The sequence below is a fragment of the Flavobacterium sp. AK-301 genome (assembly GCF_058310215.1).
In genome coordinates this window covers 462,777-480,888 of the sequence record NZ_JBZEES010000001.1, presented here as the reverse complement: position 1 = coordinate 480,888, position 18,112 = coordinate 462,777, and the positions used below count along the sequence as shown (strand labels likewise).

At 35.4% G+C, this 18,112-nt stretch carries 22 protein-coding genes; 21 read left to right on the top strand and 1 reads right to left on the bottom strand.

Annotated elements, in window-relative coordinates:
- The 21 genes from paaC (at position 1) to AC4FQX_RS02080 (ending at position 16,333) form a co-directional block, all read left to right on the top strand.
- On the top strand, positions 1-777 hold the full coding sequence (paaC, locus tag AC4FQX_RS02180) for a 1,2-phenylacetyl-CoA epoxidase subunit PaaC (RefSeq protein WP_491166023.1): 777 nt from the start codon (positions 1-3) through the stop codon (positions 775-777).
- Positions 771-1,265, top strand: coding sequence for a 1,2-phenylacetyl-CoA epoxidase subunit PaaD (gene paaD, locus AC4FQX_RS02175; RefSeq protein ID WP_491166022.1), 495 nt, complete (start codon positions 771-773; stop codon positions 1,263-1,265). The genes paaC and paaD overlap by 7 nt, the downstream gene beginning before the upstream one ends.
- Before the next feature lie 7 nt (positions 1,266-1,272).
- Positions 1,273-2,058 (top strand): enoyl-CoA hydratase-related protein, encoded by a 786-nt coding sequence (locus tag AC4FQX_RS02170; protein WP_491166021.1) that lies wholly within the window; start codon positions 1,273-1,275, stop codon positions 2,056-2,058.
- A 238-nt stretch (positions 2,059-2,296) separates the two neighbouring features.
- Entirely contained in the window at positions 2,297-3,451 is a 1,155-nt protein-coding gene (locus AC4FQX_RS02165) for a 3-hydroxyacyl-CoA dehydrogenase NAD-binding domain-containing protein (RefSeq protein WP_491166020.1), read from the top strand.
- A gap of 3 nt (positions 3,452-3,454) precedes the next feature.
- Positions 3,455-3,868 (top strand): hydroxyphenylacetyl-CoA thioesterase PaaI, encoded by a 414-nt coding sequence (gene paaI / locus AC4FQX_RS02160; protein WP_491166019.1) that lies wholly within the window; start codon positions 3,455-3,457, stop codon positions 3,866-3,868.
- Positions 3,869-3,885: 17 nt separating this feature from the next.
- Positions 3,886-5,091, top strand: a complete 1,206-nt coding sequence (gene pcaF / locus AC4FQX_RS02155) for a 3-oxoadipyl-CoA thiolase (protein WP_491166018.1) — start codon at positions 3,886-3,888, stop codon at positions 5,089-5,091.
- A 10-nt stretch (positions 5,092-5,101) separates the two neighbouring features.
- Complete coding sequence (locus AC4FQX_RS02150) at positions 5,102-5,701, top strand: acyltransferase (protein ID WP_491166017.1); 600 nt, start codon at positions 5,102-5,104, stop codon at positions 5,699-5,701.
- Between the two features lie 27 nt (positions 5,702-5,728).
- Entirely contained in the window at positions 5,729-7,780 is a 2,052-nt protein-coding gene (paaZ, locus tag AC4FQX_RS02145; protein ID WP_491166016.1) for a phenylacetic acid degradation bifunctional protein PaaZ, read from the top strand.
- Between the two features lie 3 nt (positions 7,781-7,783).
- The gene (locus AC4FQX_RS02140; protein ID WP_491166015.1) at positions 7,784-8,566 is read left to right on the top strand and encodes an enoyl-CoA hydratase/isomerase family protein; all 783 of its coding nucleotides are present in this window, start codon (positions 7,784-7,786) and stop codon (positions 8,564-8,566) included.
- Between the two features lie 303 nt (positions 8,567-8,869).
- The gene (locus AC4FQX_RS02135) at positions 8,870-10,333 is read left to right on the top strand and encodes a dihydrolipoamide acetyltransferase family protein (RefSeq protein WP_491166014.1); all 1,464 of its coding nucleotides are present in this window, start codon (positions 8,870-8,872) and stop codon (positions 10,331-10,333) included.
- 107 nt (positions 10,334-10,440) lie between these two features.
- Positions 10,441-11,217 (top strand): exonuclease domain-containing protein, encoded by a 777-nt coding sequence (locus tag AC4FQX_RS02130; RefSeq protein ID WP_491166013.1) that lies wholly within the window; start codon positions 10,441-10,443, stop codon positions 11,215-11,217.
- Between the two features lie 80 nt (positions 11,218-11,297).
- Complete coding sequence (locus AC4FQX_RS02125; RefSeq protein ID WP_491166012.1) at positions 11,298-11,909, top strand: fumarylacetoacetate hydrolase family protein; 612 nt, start codon at positions 11,298-11,300, stop codon at positions 11,907-11,909.
- Positions 11,910-11,912: 3 nt separating this feature from the next.
- Positions 11,913-12,257: an Hpt domain-containing protein gene (locus AC4FQX_RS02120; protein ID WP_491166011.1), complete on the top strand. Its 345-nt coding sequence runs from the start codon at positions 11,913-11,915 to the stop codon at positions 12,255-12,257.
- Between the two features lie 21 nt (positions 12,258-12,278).
- The gene (locus AC4FQX_RS02115) at positions 12,279-13,526 is read left to right on the top strand and encodes a competence/damage-inducible protein A (RefSeq protein ID WP_491166010.1); all 1,248 of its coding nucleotides are present in this window, start codon (positions 12,279-12,281) and stop codon (positions 13,524-13,526) included.
- Positions 13,527-13,602: 76 nt separating this feature from the next.
- Positions 13,603-13,839, top strand: coding sequence for a 50S ribosomal protein L28 (gene rpmB / locus AC4FQX_RS02110; protein WP_056069897.1), 237 nt, complete (start codon positions 13,603-13,605; stop codon positions 13,837-13,839).
- A gap of 26 nt (positions 13,840-13,865) precedes the next feature.
- Positions 13,866-14,048 carry a 50S ribosomal protein L33 gene (rpmG, locus tag AC4FQX_RS02105; RefSeq protein ID WP_491166009.1) on the top strand — a complete coding sequence of 61 codons (183 nt, stop codon included), beginning with the start codon at positions 13,866-13,868 and terminating at the stop codon, positions 14,046-14,048.
- Between the two features lie 9 nt (positions 14,049-14,057).
- Positions 14,058-14,210, top strand: coding sequence for a DUF4295 domain-containing protein (locus AC4FQX_RS02100; protein ID WP_491166008.1), 153 nt, complete (start codon positions 14,058-14,060; stop codon positions 14,208-14,210).
- A 111-nt stretch (positions 14,211-14,321) separates the two neighbouring features.
- Positions 14,322-15,275, top strand: coding sequence for a signal recognition particle-docking protein FtsY (gene ftsY / locus AC4FQX_RS02095; protein ID WP_491166007.1), 954 nt, complete (start codon positions 14,322-14,324; stop codon positions 15,273-15,275).
- Positions 15,275-15,604 (top strand): hypothetical protein, encoded by a 330-nt coding sequence (locus AC4FQX_RS02090; RefSeq protein WP_491166006.1) that lies wholly within the window; start codon positions 15,275-15,277, stop codon positions 15,602-15,604. The genes ftsY and AC4FQX_RS02090 overlap by 1 nt, the downstream gene beginning before the upstream one ends.
- Before the next feature lie 6 nt (positions 15,605-15,610).
- The gene (locus tag AC4FQX_RS02085) at positions 15,611-16,030 is read left to right on the top strand and encodes a hypothetical protein (protein WP_491166005.1); all 420 of its coding nucleotides are present in this window, start codon (positions 15,611-15,613) and stop codon (positions 16,028-16,030) included.
- 6 nt (positions 16,031-16,036) lie between these two features.
- Positions 16,037-16,333 carry a DciA family protein gene (locus AC4FQX_RS02080; protein WP_491166004.1) on the top strand — a complete coding sequence of 99 codons (297 nt, stop codon included), beginning with the start codon at positions 16,037-16,039 and terminating at the stop codon, positions 16,331-16,333.
- 382 nt (positions 16,334-16,715) lie between these two features.
- On the opposite strand, the gene AC4FQX_RS02075 is transcribed toward AC4FQX_RS02080, so the two are convergent.
- The gene (locus tag AC4FQX_RS02075; protein ID WP_491166003.1) at positions 16,716-17,135 is read right to left on the bottom strand and encodes a nucleoside-diphosphate kinase; all 420 of its coding nucleotides are present in this window, start codon (positions 17,133-17,135) and stop codon (positions 16,716-16,718) included.
- Between the last annotated feature and the right edge of the window lie 977 nt (positions 17,136-18,112).

The window sequence follows — 18,112 nt, the reverse complement described above, 5'->3', positions numbered from 1 at the left end:
ATGACAGAAGAAGTAACCAATACAACACAAACAGCATTACTGAATTATGTGCTTCATCTGGCAGACACGAATCTTATTTTAGGACAAAGACTGACAGAGTGGTGCGGACACGGACCCATATTAGAACAGGATATTGCAATGTCCAATATTGCATTAGATATCTTAGGTCAGGCGAGAAACTATTATCAATATGCAGCAGTATTACAAGGAGAAGGTAAAACAGAAGATGATCTTGCTTTCATGCGATTAGAAGGAGAGTTTTATAATCTTTTACTTAGTGAACAGAAAAATGGCAATTTTGCCGATACAGTAGCAAGACAGTTTTTTTATGACGTATACCATTTTTATCTGTTGGAGGAATTAGTTAAAAATGAAGATAATACTATTGCTGCCATAGCCGAAAAATCACTTAAAGAAGTAACCTATCATTTAAAGTGGAGTTCAGAGTGGATGATTCGTCTTGGTGACGGCACCGAAGAAAGCCATACTAAAATACAACAAGCAGTTAATGATATAGCGATGTATACCGGAGAGATGTTTATTCCGTCACCAGTAGAAGCAGAATTGATAGCAGAAGGCACAATTCCCGATCTTGTAGTTATAAAAGTGCTCTGGGAGTCTAAAGTAGCTGAAATTTTAGAAGAAGCAACCTTAAGTTTTCCTGAGAATCAATGGTTTCAAAAAGGAGGTAAAACAGGAATTCATACAGAACTTTTAGGTTTTATACTCGCAGAAATGCAGTATCTACCAAGAATCTATCCGAATTTAAAATGGTAATAGCAGAAGAAGCAATATGGCAGTATCTTGAAGAAATACCTGATCCGGAGATTCCGGTAATCAGTATACTTGATTTGGGAATTGTTCGTAAAGTGTTGCTTAATTCAGATAGTAGCATCAATATAACAATTACACCTACCTATTCCGGTTGTCCCGCAATTAGCGCAATAACAATGAGTATTCGGATGCATTTGCTTTCCAGAGGAATTAAAAAGATAAACATCATCAATCAGATAAGTCCCGCATGGACAACCGATTGGTTAACCGAATCCGGTAAACAAAAACTAAAAAAGTATGGTATTGCACCACCCGTAGACACTGTAACAGACAGCAGTTCTCTTTTTTTTAAAGGAGACGCCGTAAGTTGTCCACAATGTAACTCCGGTAATACAGTACTAGTAAGTCAGTTTGGCTCTACAGCATGCAAGGCATTATACAAATGTAATGATTGCTTTGAGCCGTTTGATTATTTTAAATGTCACCGATAAAAACACTATGAAACAGTCATCAACCATCCATTTTAGTATAAAAGAAAACGTAGGAATTATTGAATTCAGCCGTTCAGCCGTTTTCCATAGTTTTAATAAAGAAATGATACTCGAATTTCAGGACAAACTGAATCTGTGTGCCAACGATAAAACGATTAGAGCGGTTTATATTACAGGTTCAGGAAAAGCATTTTGCGCAGGACAAGACCTTTCCGAAGTACTTCAGGAAGAAAGCCTTGATTTTGAAAAGTACCTGGAAACCTATTATAACCCCCTTATACTTTCTATCCGCAGACTTGAAAAACCCGTTGTAGCAGCTGTAAACGGTATTGCCGCAGGAGCAGGTGCTAATATTGCCCTTGCCTGTGATATTGTTGTAGCAAAGACCTCAGCAAGTTTTGTACAAGCGTTCAGTAAAATAGGTCTAATACCCGATTGTGGCGGAACTTATTTTTTACCAAGATTAATAGGACTTCAAAAAGCAACAGCAGTAATGATGCTGGCAGATAAAATTACAGCCACCGAAGCTGTCGAAATCGGTATGATTTACAAATGTTTTGAAGATGCTGTTTTTGAAGACGAATCATTTCAGTTAGCCGTCAGATTAGCTGGACTTCCCACAAAAGGACTCGCCTATACTAAAATGTTACTGAACCAAACATTTGATAATTCATTAGAAATTCAATTACAACAAGAAGGAAAATACCAGCAGAAAGCAGGAGTCACAGAAGATTATAAAGAAGGAGTCACTGCATTCCTTGAAAAACGCTCCGCAGTTTTTAAAGGAGAATAAAAATCGGAGTTCGATAATTAACTTAAGGCCGATCTGCAAAGTCAGAGACTTTTGCAGAGTAGAAAACACAAAAAAATTATGTCCAGACAGTAGGAATAAGCGTTATTGGGTTTTTCCTGCAAGGTTTTTTTGAACCTTGTAGGGATTCTGAATAAAGATAAAGTTGCTGAAATAGCACTATAGATATTAAAAATGAAAGATTCATTTGATAATTAATTTTAAATAATTTTAAAATACAATGAAAACAGGAATTATAGGAAGTGGTGCAATGGGAACCGGTATAGCACAGGTACTTGCAGCTGCGGGTAACTCTGTTTTAGTATACGATACCCAACCCGAAGCATTACAAAAAGCTGCAACCCATCTTAAAACAGTATATGCTAAACTTATCGAAAAAGGAAAGCTAACAGTTGAAGAAGCAGAACAACAGTTAAAAGCTATTTTGTTTACCGAAAGTCTTGCCACATTTCAGGATACCGAATTGATTATAGAAGCCGTAGTAGAAGATTTAGAAGTTAAGCAGAAAATATTCAGAGATCTTGAAACCATTGTTTCAGAGGACTGTATTTTAGCAAGCAATACATCATCATTATCAATAGCCTCTATAGCCTCAGCCTGCAAAAAAGCAGATCGTGTAATAGGGATTCATTTTTTCAATCCCGCTCCGTTAATGGCATTAGTAGAGATTATTCCTGCCGTTCAGACAAGATCCGGACTTGCAGAAGCAGTTAGTACATGGATACAAAGCTGGGGGAAATTTCCAGTGATTGCAAAAGATACTCCTGGCTTTATTGTAAATCGTGTAGCAAGACCTTTCTACAGCGAAGCCATTCGTATTATGGAAGAAGGCGTAGCAGATTGTGCTACCATCGATTATGCATTAACCAGTATAGGCGGATTTAAAATGGGTCCGTTTACCCTAATGGATTTTATTGGACACGATATAAATTACCGTGTTACCGAAAGTGTTTTTCAGTCCTTTTTTTACGACCCTAAATTTAAACCCTCCTTTAGTCAGAAACGTCTTTTTGAGGCAGGCTATTACGGCAGAAAATCAGGACGTGGTTTCTATGATTATAGTGAAAACGCAATTAAGCAGAAACCTGAACAAAATCAGGAAGTATTGGAGAAAATATTTAAAAGAGTATTAGTAATGCTTATTAACGAAGCCGCCGATGCGCTTTTCCTTACCATTGCTACAAAAGAAAACCTTGATACTGCGATGACAAAAGGCGTAAATTACCCCAAAGGATTATTACAGTGGGCAGATGAATACGGTCTCGAAAATGTACAGAACGAAATAGATGCTCTTTATAATTATTATCATGAAGATCGTTATCGTTGTAGTCCGATCATAAGAAATCTTGTTGCTCAGAATCAAAAATTCTATTAAATTATGAAAGCACAAAAAGTACTAAATGCCATGCTAAAAGCAGATAAATTTAGCGAATGGCTTGATATTAATGTAGTTGAGATTAAACAAGGCTATAGTAAAATAACCTGTGTAATACGACCGGAAATGCTCAATGGAGTAGGAACAGTACATGGAGGAGTCACTTTTTCCATTGCAGACAGTGTTTTTGCCTTTGCCTGTAATTCCGAAAATAATCTTAGTGTAGCCCTTGACGTACATATCTCATTTACAAAAGCAGGCAGAGTAGGAGATGTCTTTACAGCAGAAGCAAAAGAAATAAGTACCGGTAAAAGAATTGGTATTTATGATATAAAAGTAACCAACCAAAACGAAGAATTAATAGCATTATTTAAAGGAACCGCTTTTCGGACAGGAAAACAGGTTATTGAAGAATAATCCGTAAAAAATAAAATATGAAAGAAGCATTTATTATAGACGGTATTCGTACGCCAATAGGTAGTCTGAAAGGCAGTTTAGCATCTATAAGACCCGATGATATGGCAGCATTAGTAATAAGTGAACTGCTACAGCGTAATCCGACAATCGTTCCGTCAGAGATATATGACGTTATTTTAGGCTGTGCAAATCAGGCAGGAGAAGATAATCGAAATGTGGCACGTATGGCAGGCTTACTTTCAGGACTCCCTTATACCGTTCCGGGTGAAACCGTGAACAGATTATGTGCTTCCGGACTTTCCGCCACTATAGCTGCTGCAAGAACCATTATGACAGGAGATGCTCAGCTAATGATATCAGGTGGTGTAGAGAATATGACACGTGGTCCGTTAGTTATAAGTAAAAGCGCTTCCCCCTACGGAGGCGATGCAAAAATATATGATTCTACTTTCGGGTGGCGTTTTATCAATCCCGAAATGAAGCGAATGTACGGAGTAGACGCCATGGGTCAAACCGCAGAAAATCTCGCTAAACGGGATAATATATCAAGAGAAGACCAAGATAAATTTGCATATCATTCACAGCAAAAAACAGCAAAAGCACAAGCAAACGGCCGTCTTGCCGAAGAGATTGTAGCCGTACAGATTCCACAGCGAAAAGACGATCCGATCCGATTTGATACAGATGAGTTTGCGAAGAATACCACTACAATTGAAATCTTAGCAAAACTGAGACCCGCTTTCGATGCCAAAGGAACCGTAACAGCTGGTAATTCATCCGGATTAAATGATGGTGCAGCAGCATTATTGCTAGCTTCCGAAGCAGCTGTCAGACAATATAGACTTACACCCAGAGCAAGAATTGTAAGCAGTGGAGTAGCAGGAGTAGAACCCCGCATTATGGGTATAGGTCCCGTGTTTGCCACAGAAATTGCCCTTAAAAAAGCAGGTCTTACACTTCAGGATATAGATATTATAGAACTAAATGAAGCATTTGCAGCCCAAAGCCTCGCCTGTATCAGAGCATGGGGACTTGAGGACAATGATCCAAGAATAAATCCTAACGGAGGAGCCATTGCATTAGGACATCCATTAGGAATGAGTGGTGCACGTATTTTAAATACCGCAGCAATAGAATTACAAAAACAAAATAAAAGATATGCATTAGTTACCATGTGCGTTGGTTTAGGACAAGGGTATGCTGTCATTCTTGAACGAGTATAAAACAGTATTTATGATTTACGAATTTAATGGACATATACCCGTTGTACACCCTTCCTCTTTTGTACATCCGCAGGCTGCTGTTACCGGAAATGTAGTTATTGGTAAAAATGTCTACATAGGTCCGGGTGCCGCTATCAGAGGAGACTGGGGTAAAATTATTATAGAAGATAACTGTAACGTACAGGAAAATTGTACTATTCATATGTTTCCTGGTACAACAGTACTTTTAAAAGAAAAAGCACATATAGGACATGGCGCAATTATTCACGGTGCAGTCATTGGTAAAAATGTAATGGTAGGAATGAATGCTGTAATTATGGATAATGTAACCATAGGCGACCACAGCATTGTAGGTGCACTTACCTTTATTAAAGCAGAAGAAAAAATCCCTGAACGCAGTATAATAGTAGGTAATCCCGGGCGAATTGTAAAACAGGTTTCAGATGAAATGATAGCCTGGAAAACAGAAGGAACCCAAATGTATATTAATTTGCCCGAAGCCTGTCGTACCACACTAAAAAGTTGCGAATCTCTGACAGAAAAACCAGAAGATGATACAGTTCAATGTAATATAACACATAAAACATGGACAAAAACTAAAAATAATTAGGATAAATATCCTGTAAAAAAATAAATTATGGCAAATCAACTCGAAAATTATGTATTCGGAAAATGGATAAAAGGAGATGGAGAAGGACAACAATTATATAACTCCATTACAGGAGAGCCCTTAACAAGAGCAACATCCAAAGGATTAGAATTTGGTGAGATGATGGAATATGCCCGAAAGGTAGGAGGTCCTGTTCTTCGAAAAATGACCTTTCAGCAGAGAGGACTTATGCTTAAAGAATTAGCATTGCATCTCAATAATAAAAAAGAACTATTTTATAATCTTAGCTGGGCAACCGGAGCTACCCGTGCAGATAGCTGGGTAGATATAGAAGGAGGAATAGGGAATTTATTTGCGAATGCATCCCTGCGACGCCAGTTTCCCGATTTGCCCTACCATGTAGAAGGAGAAGCCGTAAAAAGTTCTAAAAATGGAACCTTTTTAGGACACCATATCTGCGTTCCCAAACAAGGGGTTGCAATTCATATTAATGCTTTTAATTTTCCTGTATGGGGCATGCTCGAAAAAATTGCCGTTAATCTTATGGCAGGCGTTCCTGCAATTGTAAAACCCGCTACCTCAACCAGTTTCCTTACAGAATTGGTTGTTAGAGAAATAGTAAATTCAAACATACTGCCACCTGGTGCATTACAGTTAATTTGCGGATCAGCTAACGGCATTTTAGAACATGTTACCAGTGAAGATATCGTTACCTTTACAGGAAGTGCCTCCACCGGAAAAATGCTTAAATCACATCCCAGAGTTATAGAAGAATCCGTACCCTTTAATCTTGAAGCAGATTCATTAAACGCAATGGTTTTAGGCTCCGATGCCGTTCCCGGTCAACCTGAATTTGATCTGTTTATCAAGGAAGCAGTCAGAGAGATTACCGTTAAAGCAGGTCAGAAATGTACCGCTGTAAGAAGATTATTTGTACCTGAAAACCTTATAGAAGACGTACAAATTGCTATGGGACACCGTCTGGCAGGCGTTGTCATAGGCGATCCGCAGAAAGAAGGCGTTCGTATGGGATCTCTTGCAGACAAAGGACAAGTAGAAGAGATAACAGAAAAAGTAGAAGAACTGTCAAAAACACAAGAAATTATTTTCGGAGATTTGGATAACTTTACCGTTACCGGCGCAGATAAAAATAAAGGATCTTTCGTATCACCTATATTATTTTTAAACCCGGATCCGTTTACCAATACCGATGTACATCATGTAGAAGCTTTCGGTCCCGTAAGTACCATTATGCCCTATTCTACAATTGACGAAGTAATAGAACTCGTACGTATGGGGAAAGGCTCTTTAGTCTGTTCTATTGTTACCGGAGACGATACTATTGCCAGAGATTTTGTACTCGGAGCAGCCTCTATGCACGGAAGAATATTAATATTAAATGCAGATTGTGCCAAAGAAAGTACAGGTCATGGTTCACCTCTTCCGTTATTAGTTCACGGAGGTCCCGGTAGAGCAGGTGGTGGAGAAGAAATGGGAGGAAAACGAGGCGTATTACATTATATGCAACGCACAGCCATACAAGGCTCCCCGACAACCCTTACTAAAATCACGCAGCAATATCAGTACGGTGCTGTACAAACAGAAAATGATATTCATCCGTTTCGTAAGCATTTTGAAGAAATTGAAGTAGGAGAAACCCTTATTACAGCAAAACATACCGTCAACGAAGCTGATATTACCAATTTTGCTAATGTATCAGGTGATAATTTTTATGCTCATATGGATGCCACAGCACTCGAAGGAACTATTTTTACCGAACGAGTTGCCCATGGCTATTTTATATTGAGTAAAGCAGCCGGATTATTTGTAGACGCAAGAAAAGGACCTGTATTATTAAATTACGGTCTTGATGAGTGTCGCTTTATAAAACCCGTTTATCCCGGAAATACTATCGGAGTTCGTTTTACCTGCAAAGAAAAAATTAATCAGGAAAAAAAAGACGAAAACGATATTGCAAAAGGAATTGTAAAATGGCTAGTAGACATCTACGATGAAACCGGTGAAACCGTAGCTATAGCTACTATATTGACAATGGTTAAAAAATTAAATCAGGAATAAAATATGGATGCATTTGTTACATCAGTAATTGAAAATAAAATAGGTTTTATCAATTTTTATCATCCGCAAAGTAATTCTATGCCCGGTACACAATTACGTAGTTTAGCAGAAGAAATTGAAAAATTAGGAAAAGATAAAACCGTAAAAGTTATTGTAATAAAGAGTGAAGGAGACAGGACATTTTGTGCAGGTGCTTCATTCGATGAATTACTTTCCATTAAAGACATTGAAACCGGGAAAGTATTTTTTTCCGGTTTTGCAGCAGTTATTAATGCCATGCGAAAAGTCCCAAAATTTATTATTGCCCGTGTACAAGGTAAAGCAGTGGGAGGCGGAGTAGGTATTGCCAGTGCAGCCGATTATACAATAGCTACCAGTGCAGCCGCTATAAAGTTAAGCGAACTGGCAGTAGGTATAGGACCATTTGTAGTAGGTCCCGCCGTAGAACGAAAAATAGGAACATCAGCCTTTGGACAATTGGCAGTAAATGCAACAGAATTTCAAAGTGCACAATGGGCAAAAGAAAAAGGGCTCTATGCTGAGGTTTTTGAAACCATAGAACAAATGGATACCGCTATAGCCATATTAGCCGGTAAATTAGCAAGTTCTAATCCCGAAGCGATGCAACAGCTTAAAAAAACGTTATGGAAAGGTACAGAATATTGGGATACTTTGTTAATTGAAAGAGCAGAAATAAGCGGTAAATTGGTGCTCTCTGATTTTACAACTAATGCAATTAATCAGTTCCGTAAAGAAGCAGGTTCCATTAGTGATATAAAAAAATAAAAAGAGGTCAATTTTCAAAGAATAGATGGGGTTGAACTACAATTTAAGCCTGAATAATTTTAGAAGAAATAATGAAATAGTAATTTCAAATAAAATTATTTCAAATTTATGTATCTTTGGGGTCAGCTGTTTTTTGAGGATACTAAAAAATATTCTTAGATTGTTTTAATATAGAGAAACGATTCTTTAACAAGTAAACAGAGAGTGAATAGTAGTAATAAAATTATGATATAGTTAAATCAGCTTTGATTTATTTACTAAATTCGCAAGCAGAAAACCGAAAATCACCTTTAGATTAACAATATGGCAAGATTTGAATTAAAACTACCCAAAATGGGCGAAAGTGTTGCAGAAGCAACTATTACAAATTGGTTAAAAGAAGTAGGAGATACTATTGAAGCCGATGAGGCAGTACTTGAAATAGCAACAGATAAAGTAGACTCAGAAGTACCGTCAGAAGTACAAGGCATTCTAGTTGAGAAGCTTTTTGAAAAAGATGATTTAGTTCAGGTAGGGCAGACGATTGCTATTATTGAAACAGAAGAAGGTGGTGAAGTAGCTGCAGAAGAAGCTCCTGTACAGGAAGTCATTCAGGCAGCAGAAACCGTTGAAAAAACAATTGAAGCTGTAAAAGAAACCGTAAAAACACCAGAAAATTTTTCAGACTCCAATCGTTTTTATTCTCCATTAGTAAAGAATATAGCAACAGCAGAAGGAGTTGCCCTTGCAGAACTGGAAATGATTAAAGGTTCCGGGAAAGAAGGCAGAATAACTAAAAATGATATATTAGAATATGTAGCTAATAAAGGAAATCATATCGAATATCAGGTAGTTGAAAGAACAGTGGTTTCGGAAGCAGCACCAATAGCTCAGAAAGAAGAATTTGTTCAGGAAACTCCAAAAACGGCATCAGCACCAGTTCAGAAAGAAACACCAGTTCAGGAAATTCCGAAAACAGTACCAGCACCAGTTCAAAAAGCAGCACCGGTGCAGGAAATTCCAAAAACAGTAACACCAACATCATCAGTAGCTAAAACAGTTCCGGTTTCTGTAAATGGAGCAGATGAGATCATTGAAATGGACAGAATGGGTAAAATGATTTCTCATCATATGGTTCAGTCCGTTCAGACTTCAGCACATGTACAATCATTTATAGAAGTAGATGTTACTAATATCTGGAAATGGAGAGAGAAAAATAAAGATGCTTTCGAGAAAAGAGAAGGAGAAAGACTGACTTTTACACCGATCTTTATGGAAGCAGTTGCAAAAGCAATAAAAGATTTTCCGATGATTAATATCAGTGTTGATGGCGATCATATTATTAAAAAGAAAAATATCAATTTAGGTATGGCAGCAGCTTTACCATCCGGTAATTTAATTGTTCCTGTAATTAAAAATGCAGATCAGCTAAATTTAGTAGGAATGGCAAAAGCAGTTAATGATCTAGCAACAAGAGCCAGAAATAATCAGTTGAAACCAGATGATATTCAGGGAGGAACCTATACAGTAACAAATGTGGGTACCTTTGGAAGTGTATTCGGTACACCAATTATCAATCAGCCACAAGTAGCAATTCTTGCATTAGGAGCTATTAGAAAAGTACCTGCCGTAATTGAAACTCCCGAGGGTGATTTTATAGGAATCCGTCACAAAATGTTCTTATCGCACAGTTATGACCACAGAGTTGTTAATGGCGCTTTGGGTGGTGAGTTTGTGAAACGAATAGCAGAATACCTTGAAGAATTTGATATCAACAGAGATTTTTAGAAATATAGAAGTAGATAAAACAACCTCAGAAGAGGTTGTTTTTTTTTAGAAACGATCCTCTGTTCTTATTCAAAATAGTATATTTGTAATTATTAGAAAAACTGAAAATGGAATTAAAATTAAATAAACCAATTTGTTTTTTTGACCTTGAGACCACAGGGATTGAGGTTGCAAAAGACCGAATTGTAGAAATCGCTATATTTAAAGTATACCCTAACGGAAATAAAGAAAACAAGACCTGGCTGGTAAATCCCGAAATGCCAATCCCGCCTCAGTCTACCGCAATACACGGTATATCTGATGAAAAAGTAGCTAATGAGCCTACCTTTAAAGAATTGTCCTCTCAGGTATATAACATGATAAAAGACTCTGATCTGGCAGGCTTTAATTCAGATCGTTTTGATATTCCTTTATTAGTAGAAGAGCTATTGAGAGCAGGAGTAGATTTTGATATGAAAAACAGAGTTTCTGTAGATGTACAGACCATTTTCCATAAAATGGAACAACGTACGTTAAGTGCAGCCTATAAGTTTTACTGTGATCAGAATTTAGAGAATGCCCATAGTGCAGAAGCAGATACAATGGCAACTTATGAGATTTTGAAAGCGCAGATAGAACGATATGACGAGCTGGAAAATGATGTTAAATTCCTATCCGATTTTACTACCAGAAAAAAATCAGCAGATTTTGCAGGATTTATCGGTTTTGATGAAGAAGGAGATGAGATATTTAGTTTTGGTAAACACAAAGGTGTAAAGGTTAATAAAGTGTTAGACGATGAACCGGGTTATTTCGGATGGATTCAGAATGCTGATTTCCCTCTTTACACTAAAAAGGTTTTAACAGCAATCAAACTAAGAAAACTAAATACAAAACTAAATTAATTTGTAATCGGTTTTGATAAGATCACTAAATCTGTTATTGTAAATAAATAGTGTTTTATCTCTATCCATAAACAGGCGATATGAAAATAATCTGTATTGGCAGAAATTATGCCAGGCATATTGAAGAGCTCGAAAATGAACGACCGGAAGACCCTGTGATTTTTTTAAAACCAGATTCCGCAATATTGATTAAACAAGCTCCTTTCGTTATCCCGGAATTTACAAATGATGTACATCATGAAGTTGAAATTCTGGTGAAGATAAATAAAGTAGGAAAGTATATTGATCAGAAATTTGCCCATAAATATTACGATGAGATTGGATTAGGAATCGATTTTACAGCACGGGATTTACAGAGTAAACTAAAAGAAAAAGGGTTGCCATGGGAGAAGTCAAAAGCATTTGACGGATCGGCAGTTGTAGGAGATTTTATATCTAAAAGTAAGTTAAGTTCATTAGAGAATATCTCTTTCGAATTGAGCAGTAACGGTACAGTTGTTCAGAAAGGAAATACCGCTAATATGCTCTGGAAAATAGATGAGATCATAGCATATGTATCCCGGTTCTTTACTTTAAAAACTGGAGATATTATTTTTACAGGAACTCCTGAAGGAGTAGCAGCAGTGAAGCCGGACGATGTTTTAGAAGGCTTTATAGAAGGACAAAAACTTTTCAGAATACAAGTAAAATAAGATATGGCTTTACATTATAATTTATCAAAAGTATATGTGATCTCAGAAGATGATTCAGATATCATATCACAAAATCTAAAACAGTTTGTTACAGATATTCCACAGGATCTAAAAAAGATAAAAAAAGGGATAAAAGAAAAAGATTATAAACTGGCGTATACCATGGCTGATAAAATACAGCCTGTTCTGGATCTGTTAGGACTGGATTCTGCTTTTGAGGAAGTAGGACAGATAAAAAACTGGGCAGAAGCCAAAGGAAAGAAAAAAGAGATCAAGGAAATTTATAAAAGCCTTAAAGAGCATATTAAAAAAGCTTTAAAAGAGGTTAAAAAAGATTTTAATTTATAAATTTTCACATAGGATTCATTTATGAAAGCAGCAATTGTCACCATTGGGGACGAAATCCTTATTGGTCAGATTATAGATACAAATTCAGGATTTATTGCAAAAGCCTTAGATAAGATTGGAGTGGAGATCTATGAAATGATTTCCATACAGGATAATAAGCAGCATATATTAGATACGTTGTCTAAACTACAGAATAAGGTTGAATTAGTAATAATCACCGGTGGTCTGGGACCAACAAAAGATGATATTACTAAAAAGACACTATGTGATTATTTTGATGATGTTTTAGTCATAGAACCAAATGTTTTAGAACATGTAGTTCAATTGATAGAGAGGGTTTTACATCGATCTGCTTCCCAGATCAATAAAGATCAGGCTTTAGTACCCTCTAAAAGTGAAGTATTGCATAATCGTTTAGGAACTGCTCCCGGAATATGGATGCAGAAAGAAAATACTATTTTTATTTCATTACCCGGAGTTCCTTATGAGATGAAAGCCATCGTAGAAGAAGAGATCATTCCGAGGATTATTACCCGGTTTAAAAGGCCTTATATTCTCCATAAAACGATCCTTACCTATGGTCAGGGTGAAAGTATTGTTGCAGAACGTATAGAAGAATGGGAAAATAATTTACCAGAAGCAATAAAATTAGCCTATCTGCCAAGTCCGGGAAAAGTGCGATTACGACTTTCCACAAAAGGATTTGATAAAGAAGCACTAGAAAAAGCACTTGATGAGAAAACAAGCTCTTTAAAGGCTATTATTGGAGATATTATAGTTGGCTATGAAGAAGACGAAACGATAGAGGTGGTTGTAGGTAAGCTTCTCATAGAACATCATAAAACACTTTCTGTAGCAGAGAGTTGCACGGGAGGTAAAATAGCGGAGACGCTGACATCAGTAGCGGGATCATCCGCTTATTTCAGAGGTGGTGTGGTAACTTACGCTACAGATACTAAAACAGCAGTTCTAGGAGTTTCTGAAAAAGATATTAAAAAATATACAGTGACCAGTGCAGAGGTGGCAGAGCAGATGGCATTGGGAGTACAAAACATAATGAAGACAGATTATGCCATAGCAACAACAGGAAATGCAGGTCCTTCAAAAGGTGATTCAGAAGCTGATTTAGGAACTGTTTTTATTGCCTTGGCAACTCCAAAAAGAGTTTATTCTGAAGAATTTAACTTCGGACAACCTCGTGAAAAAGTAATTGATAGAGCAGTAAATAAGGCTTTAGAGATGTTGCAGAAAGAAATTTCAAAAAACTAGTCCCTTTTTTTGGGAAATAGGTTTCTTTTTTGTTTCTTTGCACCCTGATTTTGAATAACGATAAAAGATAAGCATAATGTCAAGAGTTTGTGACCTTACAGGTAAAAGAGCGATGGTAGGAAATAATGTTTCTCACGCCATGAACAAGACTAAGAGAAAATTTTCTGTTAACTTAGTTAAAAAACGTTTTTATCTTCCAGAAGAAGATAGATGGATTACTCTTAGAGTAGCTGCATCTACTATAAAAACAATTAACAAAAATGGAATTGCTGCAGTTTTGAAAGAAGCTAAAGCTAATGGATTTATTAAATAATCCTCTATTTATAAATATATAGCACGATGGCAAAAAAAGGTAACAGAATCCAGGTAATCTTAGAATGTACTGAGCACAAAGCAACTGGTTTACCAGGTACTTCAAGATATATAACAACTAAGAATAAGAAAAACACTCCGGATAGATTAGAGATTAAGAAATTTAATCCAATCTTGAAAAAGGTGACTATTCATAAAGAAATTAAATAATTATTAGTCATGGCAAAGAAAACGGTAGCATCCTTACAAACAGCTTCAAAGAGATTAACTAAAGCAATAAAAATGGTTAGATCTCCAAAAAGTGGAGCATATACATTCCAAGAGATGGTTACAGCTCCTGAGTTTGTTGATGAATTTCTTAAAAAGAAATAATTAATTCATATAATATATAGAAAAGCTACTTTCAGTTATGAAAGTAGCTTTTTTATTTTCTATATTTACCTTTCTGATATTAATTTAATTTAAGTTTATAAACGATTGACTATGAGTTTCTTTAAAAAAATATTCTCCTCTGAAAAAAAGGAAAGTTTGGATAAAGGATTAGAAAAAACAAAATCTAACTTTTTTTCTAAATTAACCAAAGTAGTTGCAGGGAAGTCAAAAGTAGATGATGAGGTGTTAGACCAGTTGGAAGAGATACTTGTTTCTTCAGATGTAGGGGTAAATACAACACTAAAGATCATCACACGTATTGAAGATCGTGTTTCTAAAGATAAATATGTTGGAACAGATGAACTGAATGTTATTCTTCGAGAGGAGATAGCAGGGCTTTTATCCGAAACAAATGTTGGTGAAGCAGTCGATTTTGAAGTGCCCGTAACGACAAAACCATATGTTATTATGGTAGTAGGAGTAAATGGTGCCGGAAAAACAACAACGATTGGAAAGTTAGCCTATCAGTTTAAAAAAGCAGGTAAAAATGTGGTGCTCGGAGCAGCTGATACTTTCAGAGCGGCAGCAATTGATCAATTACAGGTATGGGCAGACAGAGTAGGAGTTCCAATTATTAAACAGCAAATGGGAAGTGATCCCGCTTCTGTGGCATTTGATACATTACAGTCTGCTGTAAGTCAGAATGCAGACGTGGTGATTATTGATACTGCAGGTCGTCTGCACAATAAAGTTAATCTGATGAATGAGCTTGCTAAAGTAAAACGAGTAATGCAAAAAGTAGTTGGTGACGCTCCTCATGATGTTCTTTTAGTACTGGATGGGTCTACCGGTCAGAATGCTTTTGAACAGGCAAAACAGTTTACAGTAGCTACAGAAGTAACCTGTCTGGCAGTAACGAAATTAGACGGAACTGCAAAAGGTGGCGTTGTAATCGGTATATCAGATCAGTTTAAAATTCCTGTCAAATATATTGGAGTAGGAGAAGGAATTGAAGATTTGCAGGTATTTAACAAGTATGAATTTGTAGACTCCTTTTTTAAATAATGGAAAATAAAAAAACACGTGGACCCATTTTAGTATCGTTTACTAAAATAATAGCCTATTTCAGTTTGTTTTATTCTGTAATGTTATTTTTTATGATACTTATAAATTGGTATCATTCTTTCTCCAGTGATAATGCAGCAGCAGCAACTATTTATCTGAGTAAAAATAATCCGTATTACATTTTGTTATTAGGATCAGTATTGGTAAGCGGGATCAATTTCTATTGTATAAAAAAAGAGAAATACAATTGGATAATCGCAGCAATTTCTATGTTTCTGATTGGTTTTACAAGAATCAATTTTGATGAAATTTATAAATATTTCAGTTAATATATTATGCAGAATCTACTTAAATTAATTCCTCTTTTTTTAGTTTTTACAGCTTGTCAGCAAAAAGTAAATCCTACAGATATAGCTAAATTAAACGGTTATTGGGAGATAGAAAAAGTAATACTACCAGACGATACAGAGAAAGAGTATGGTATTAATCTTACCTATGATTATATTGAGCTAGGAAAAGACAATAAAGGTTTCAGAAAGAAAGTAACCCCTCAGTTAGATGGTAAATTTCTGGTAGACGACTTATCTGAAACTCTGGAAGTTGTTACAGAAAAAGAGAAAGTATATATAAAGTATACAACCCCTTATAACAGTTGGAAAGAAGAGCTGAAATTGGTTTCTGATGAAAAGTTGGAAATTGTAAATGCAGATAATAAGACTTATATTTATAAAAGAGCAACAGCAATTAATCTATAATCTAATATGGCAAAGCGACTGAATGATAATAGTCCTATCGGAGATGTTCTGAAAGAAATTATTCAGATGAATAAACTTCAGCCCGGAATAGATCAGATAGCAGTTAAAGAAGCTTGGGTGAGTTTGATGGGAAATGGAGTGAACAGTTATACCCGGGATATAATGCTTAGAGGAAGTACGCTTTATGTTGAGTTAACCTCGGCAGTATTGAGAGAAGAGCTGAGTTATGGTAAGCAAAAGATTATAACAATGATTAATGAAGAATTAAGACGAGATGTTGTAAAAGAGGTTGTTTTAAGATAATTGTTTTTTTAGAAGAAAGAGTAAAGAGCAAAGGTCAAGAAGAAAGAGACAAGATATTTACGAGATACGATATTTGATATACGGTTTATCCTGCAAGGTTTTTTTTAACCTTGTAGGTATAATTAATTATATGAATTAGATATTAGATTTACGATATGTTGTAGAGGTGCGTTTTAACGTATCTAACGATATACAATAGTTGTTCTGCGAAGGTCTCCTGACCAGCGTTGGTATTAATTCCGGTCAGAGACCGATTACACCGCTGCAAAGTCAGAGGCTTTGCAGAGCAGAGAAACTTTAAAGAAAACAAATAATCGAATAATTCATAAAAAAACCGTTTCAGATGATGAAACGGTTTTTTTATATTCTGAAAATTCTGAATTTAGAATTGTTCTCTTACAGCAAAATGGAAAGCAGACTCTATAGCAGCATTCTCATCACTGTCAGACCCATGAACAGCATTTTCTCCAATAGAAGTAGCAAAAGCTTTTCTGATGGTGCCTTCAGCTGCTTCAGCAGGATTAGTAGCTCCGATAAGAGTTCTGAAATCTTCTACTGCATTGTTTTTTTCCAAAATAGCAGAAACAATTGGACCTCTTGACATAAATTCAACTAATTCTCCGTAGAAAGGTCTTTCACTGTGAACAGCATAAAACGCTTTAGCATCTGTTACAGTTAGTTGTGTTAATTTTAAAGAAACGATTTTAAAACCAGCTTTAGTGATCATTGCTAAAATCTCCCCGATGTGCCCTTTTTCCACAGCATCAGGCTTAATCATTGTAAATGTTCTGTTTGTTGCCATTATAATTTTTTATTTGTGCGAAATTAGTGTTTTTTAATGAGATATTTAAGAGAAATGATTTCAATTTATAATTTAAAAAGAGTCTTGTATTCACTCATTTTTTTTAATTTATTTTGAAGTAAAATGTATAAATAAAAGCGACAACTACAGGATACAATCGGGGAGTTTTTATTTATATAGTTATATCAATTTTTATTTAAAACTACAACCTATTCTTTTATAATCTTCATAGGCATAGAGGGGCACTGTTCTACCTAATGATTTTTTTATAAAGATATGTGATAACCCAAAACCCTAATTTTGTATTATAATTACATACATTTACTTGATATACATTGTGTTTTTTATACTATATTTGTCTCATAATATGATATAAGTTAAAATGAATAATATAGATAAATCTAATATTTATAAAAGTCTCGCATTGCAATACATGTATTCTATAATAGTAATCAGTGTAGTGCTCGTTTCTTTTTACTGGTATATTGAATTACCTTTTTTTATGTTTATATTTTTAGGGAATTTGGCATTCTCTATAGGGATTGTTTTATTCATTTTTAAAAAAAAGTATACTTCCTTTAAAAGTCTGATAACACCTTATTTAATAATAGTATCTTTATTGTGCTATTATATTTTATTATGCTTTAGAGAGCAAACTCCTCTTACTTTCATGTGGTATATTTTATTTCCTGTTATAGCTTACATTTTCTTTTCATTACGGGTAGCTATTTATTGGATAATATATATACTGGTTCTGATTTTGTCAACTTTTATAGTAAAAGAAAGGTTTATTCTGCCAGAATTAATTTTATCTCAAAAAGAATTAATTTCAATAAATATTTTTACACTAATATCTATTATTTATTTACTCTACTTATTTTTATATTATATACATAAATTGTTTGAATTTGATTTGAATACTCTTTCAGTAAGTACTGTTTTAACAGAAGAAAAAGATACCTGAAAGAAGAAAGAAA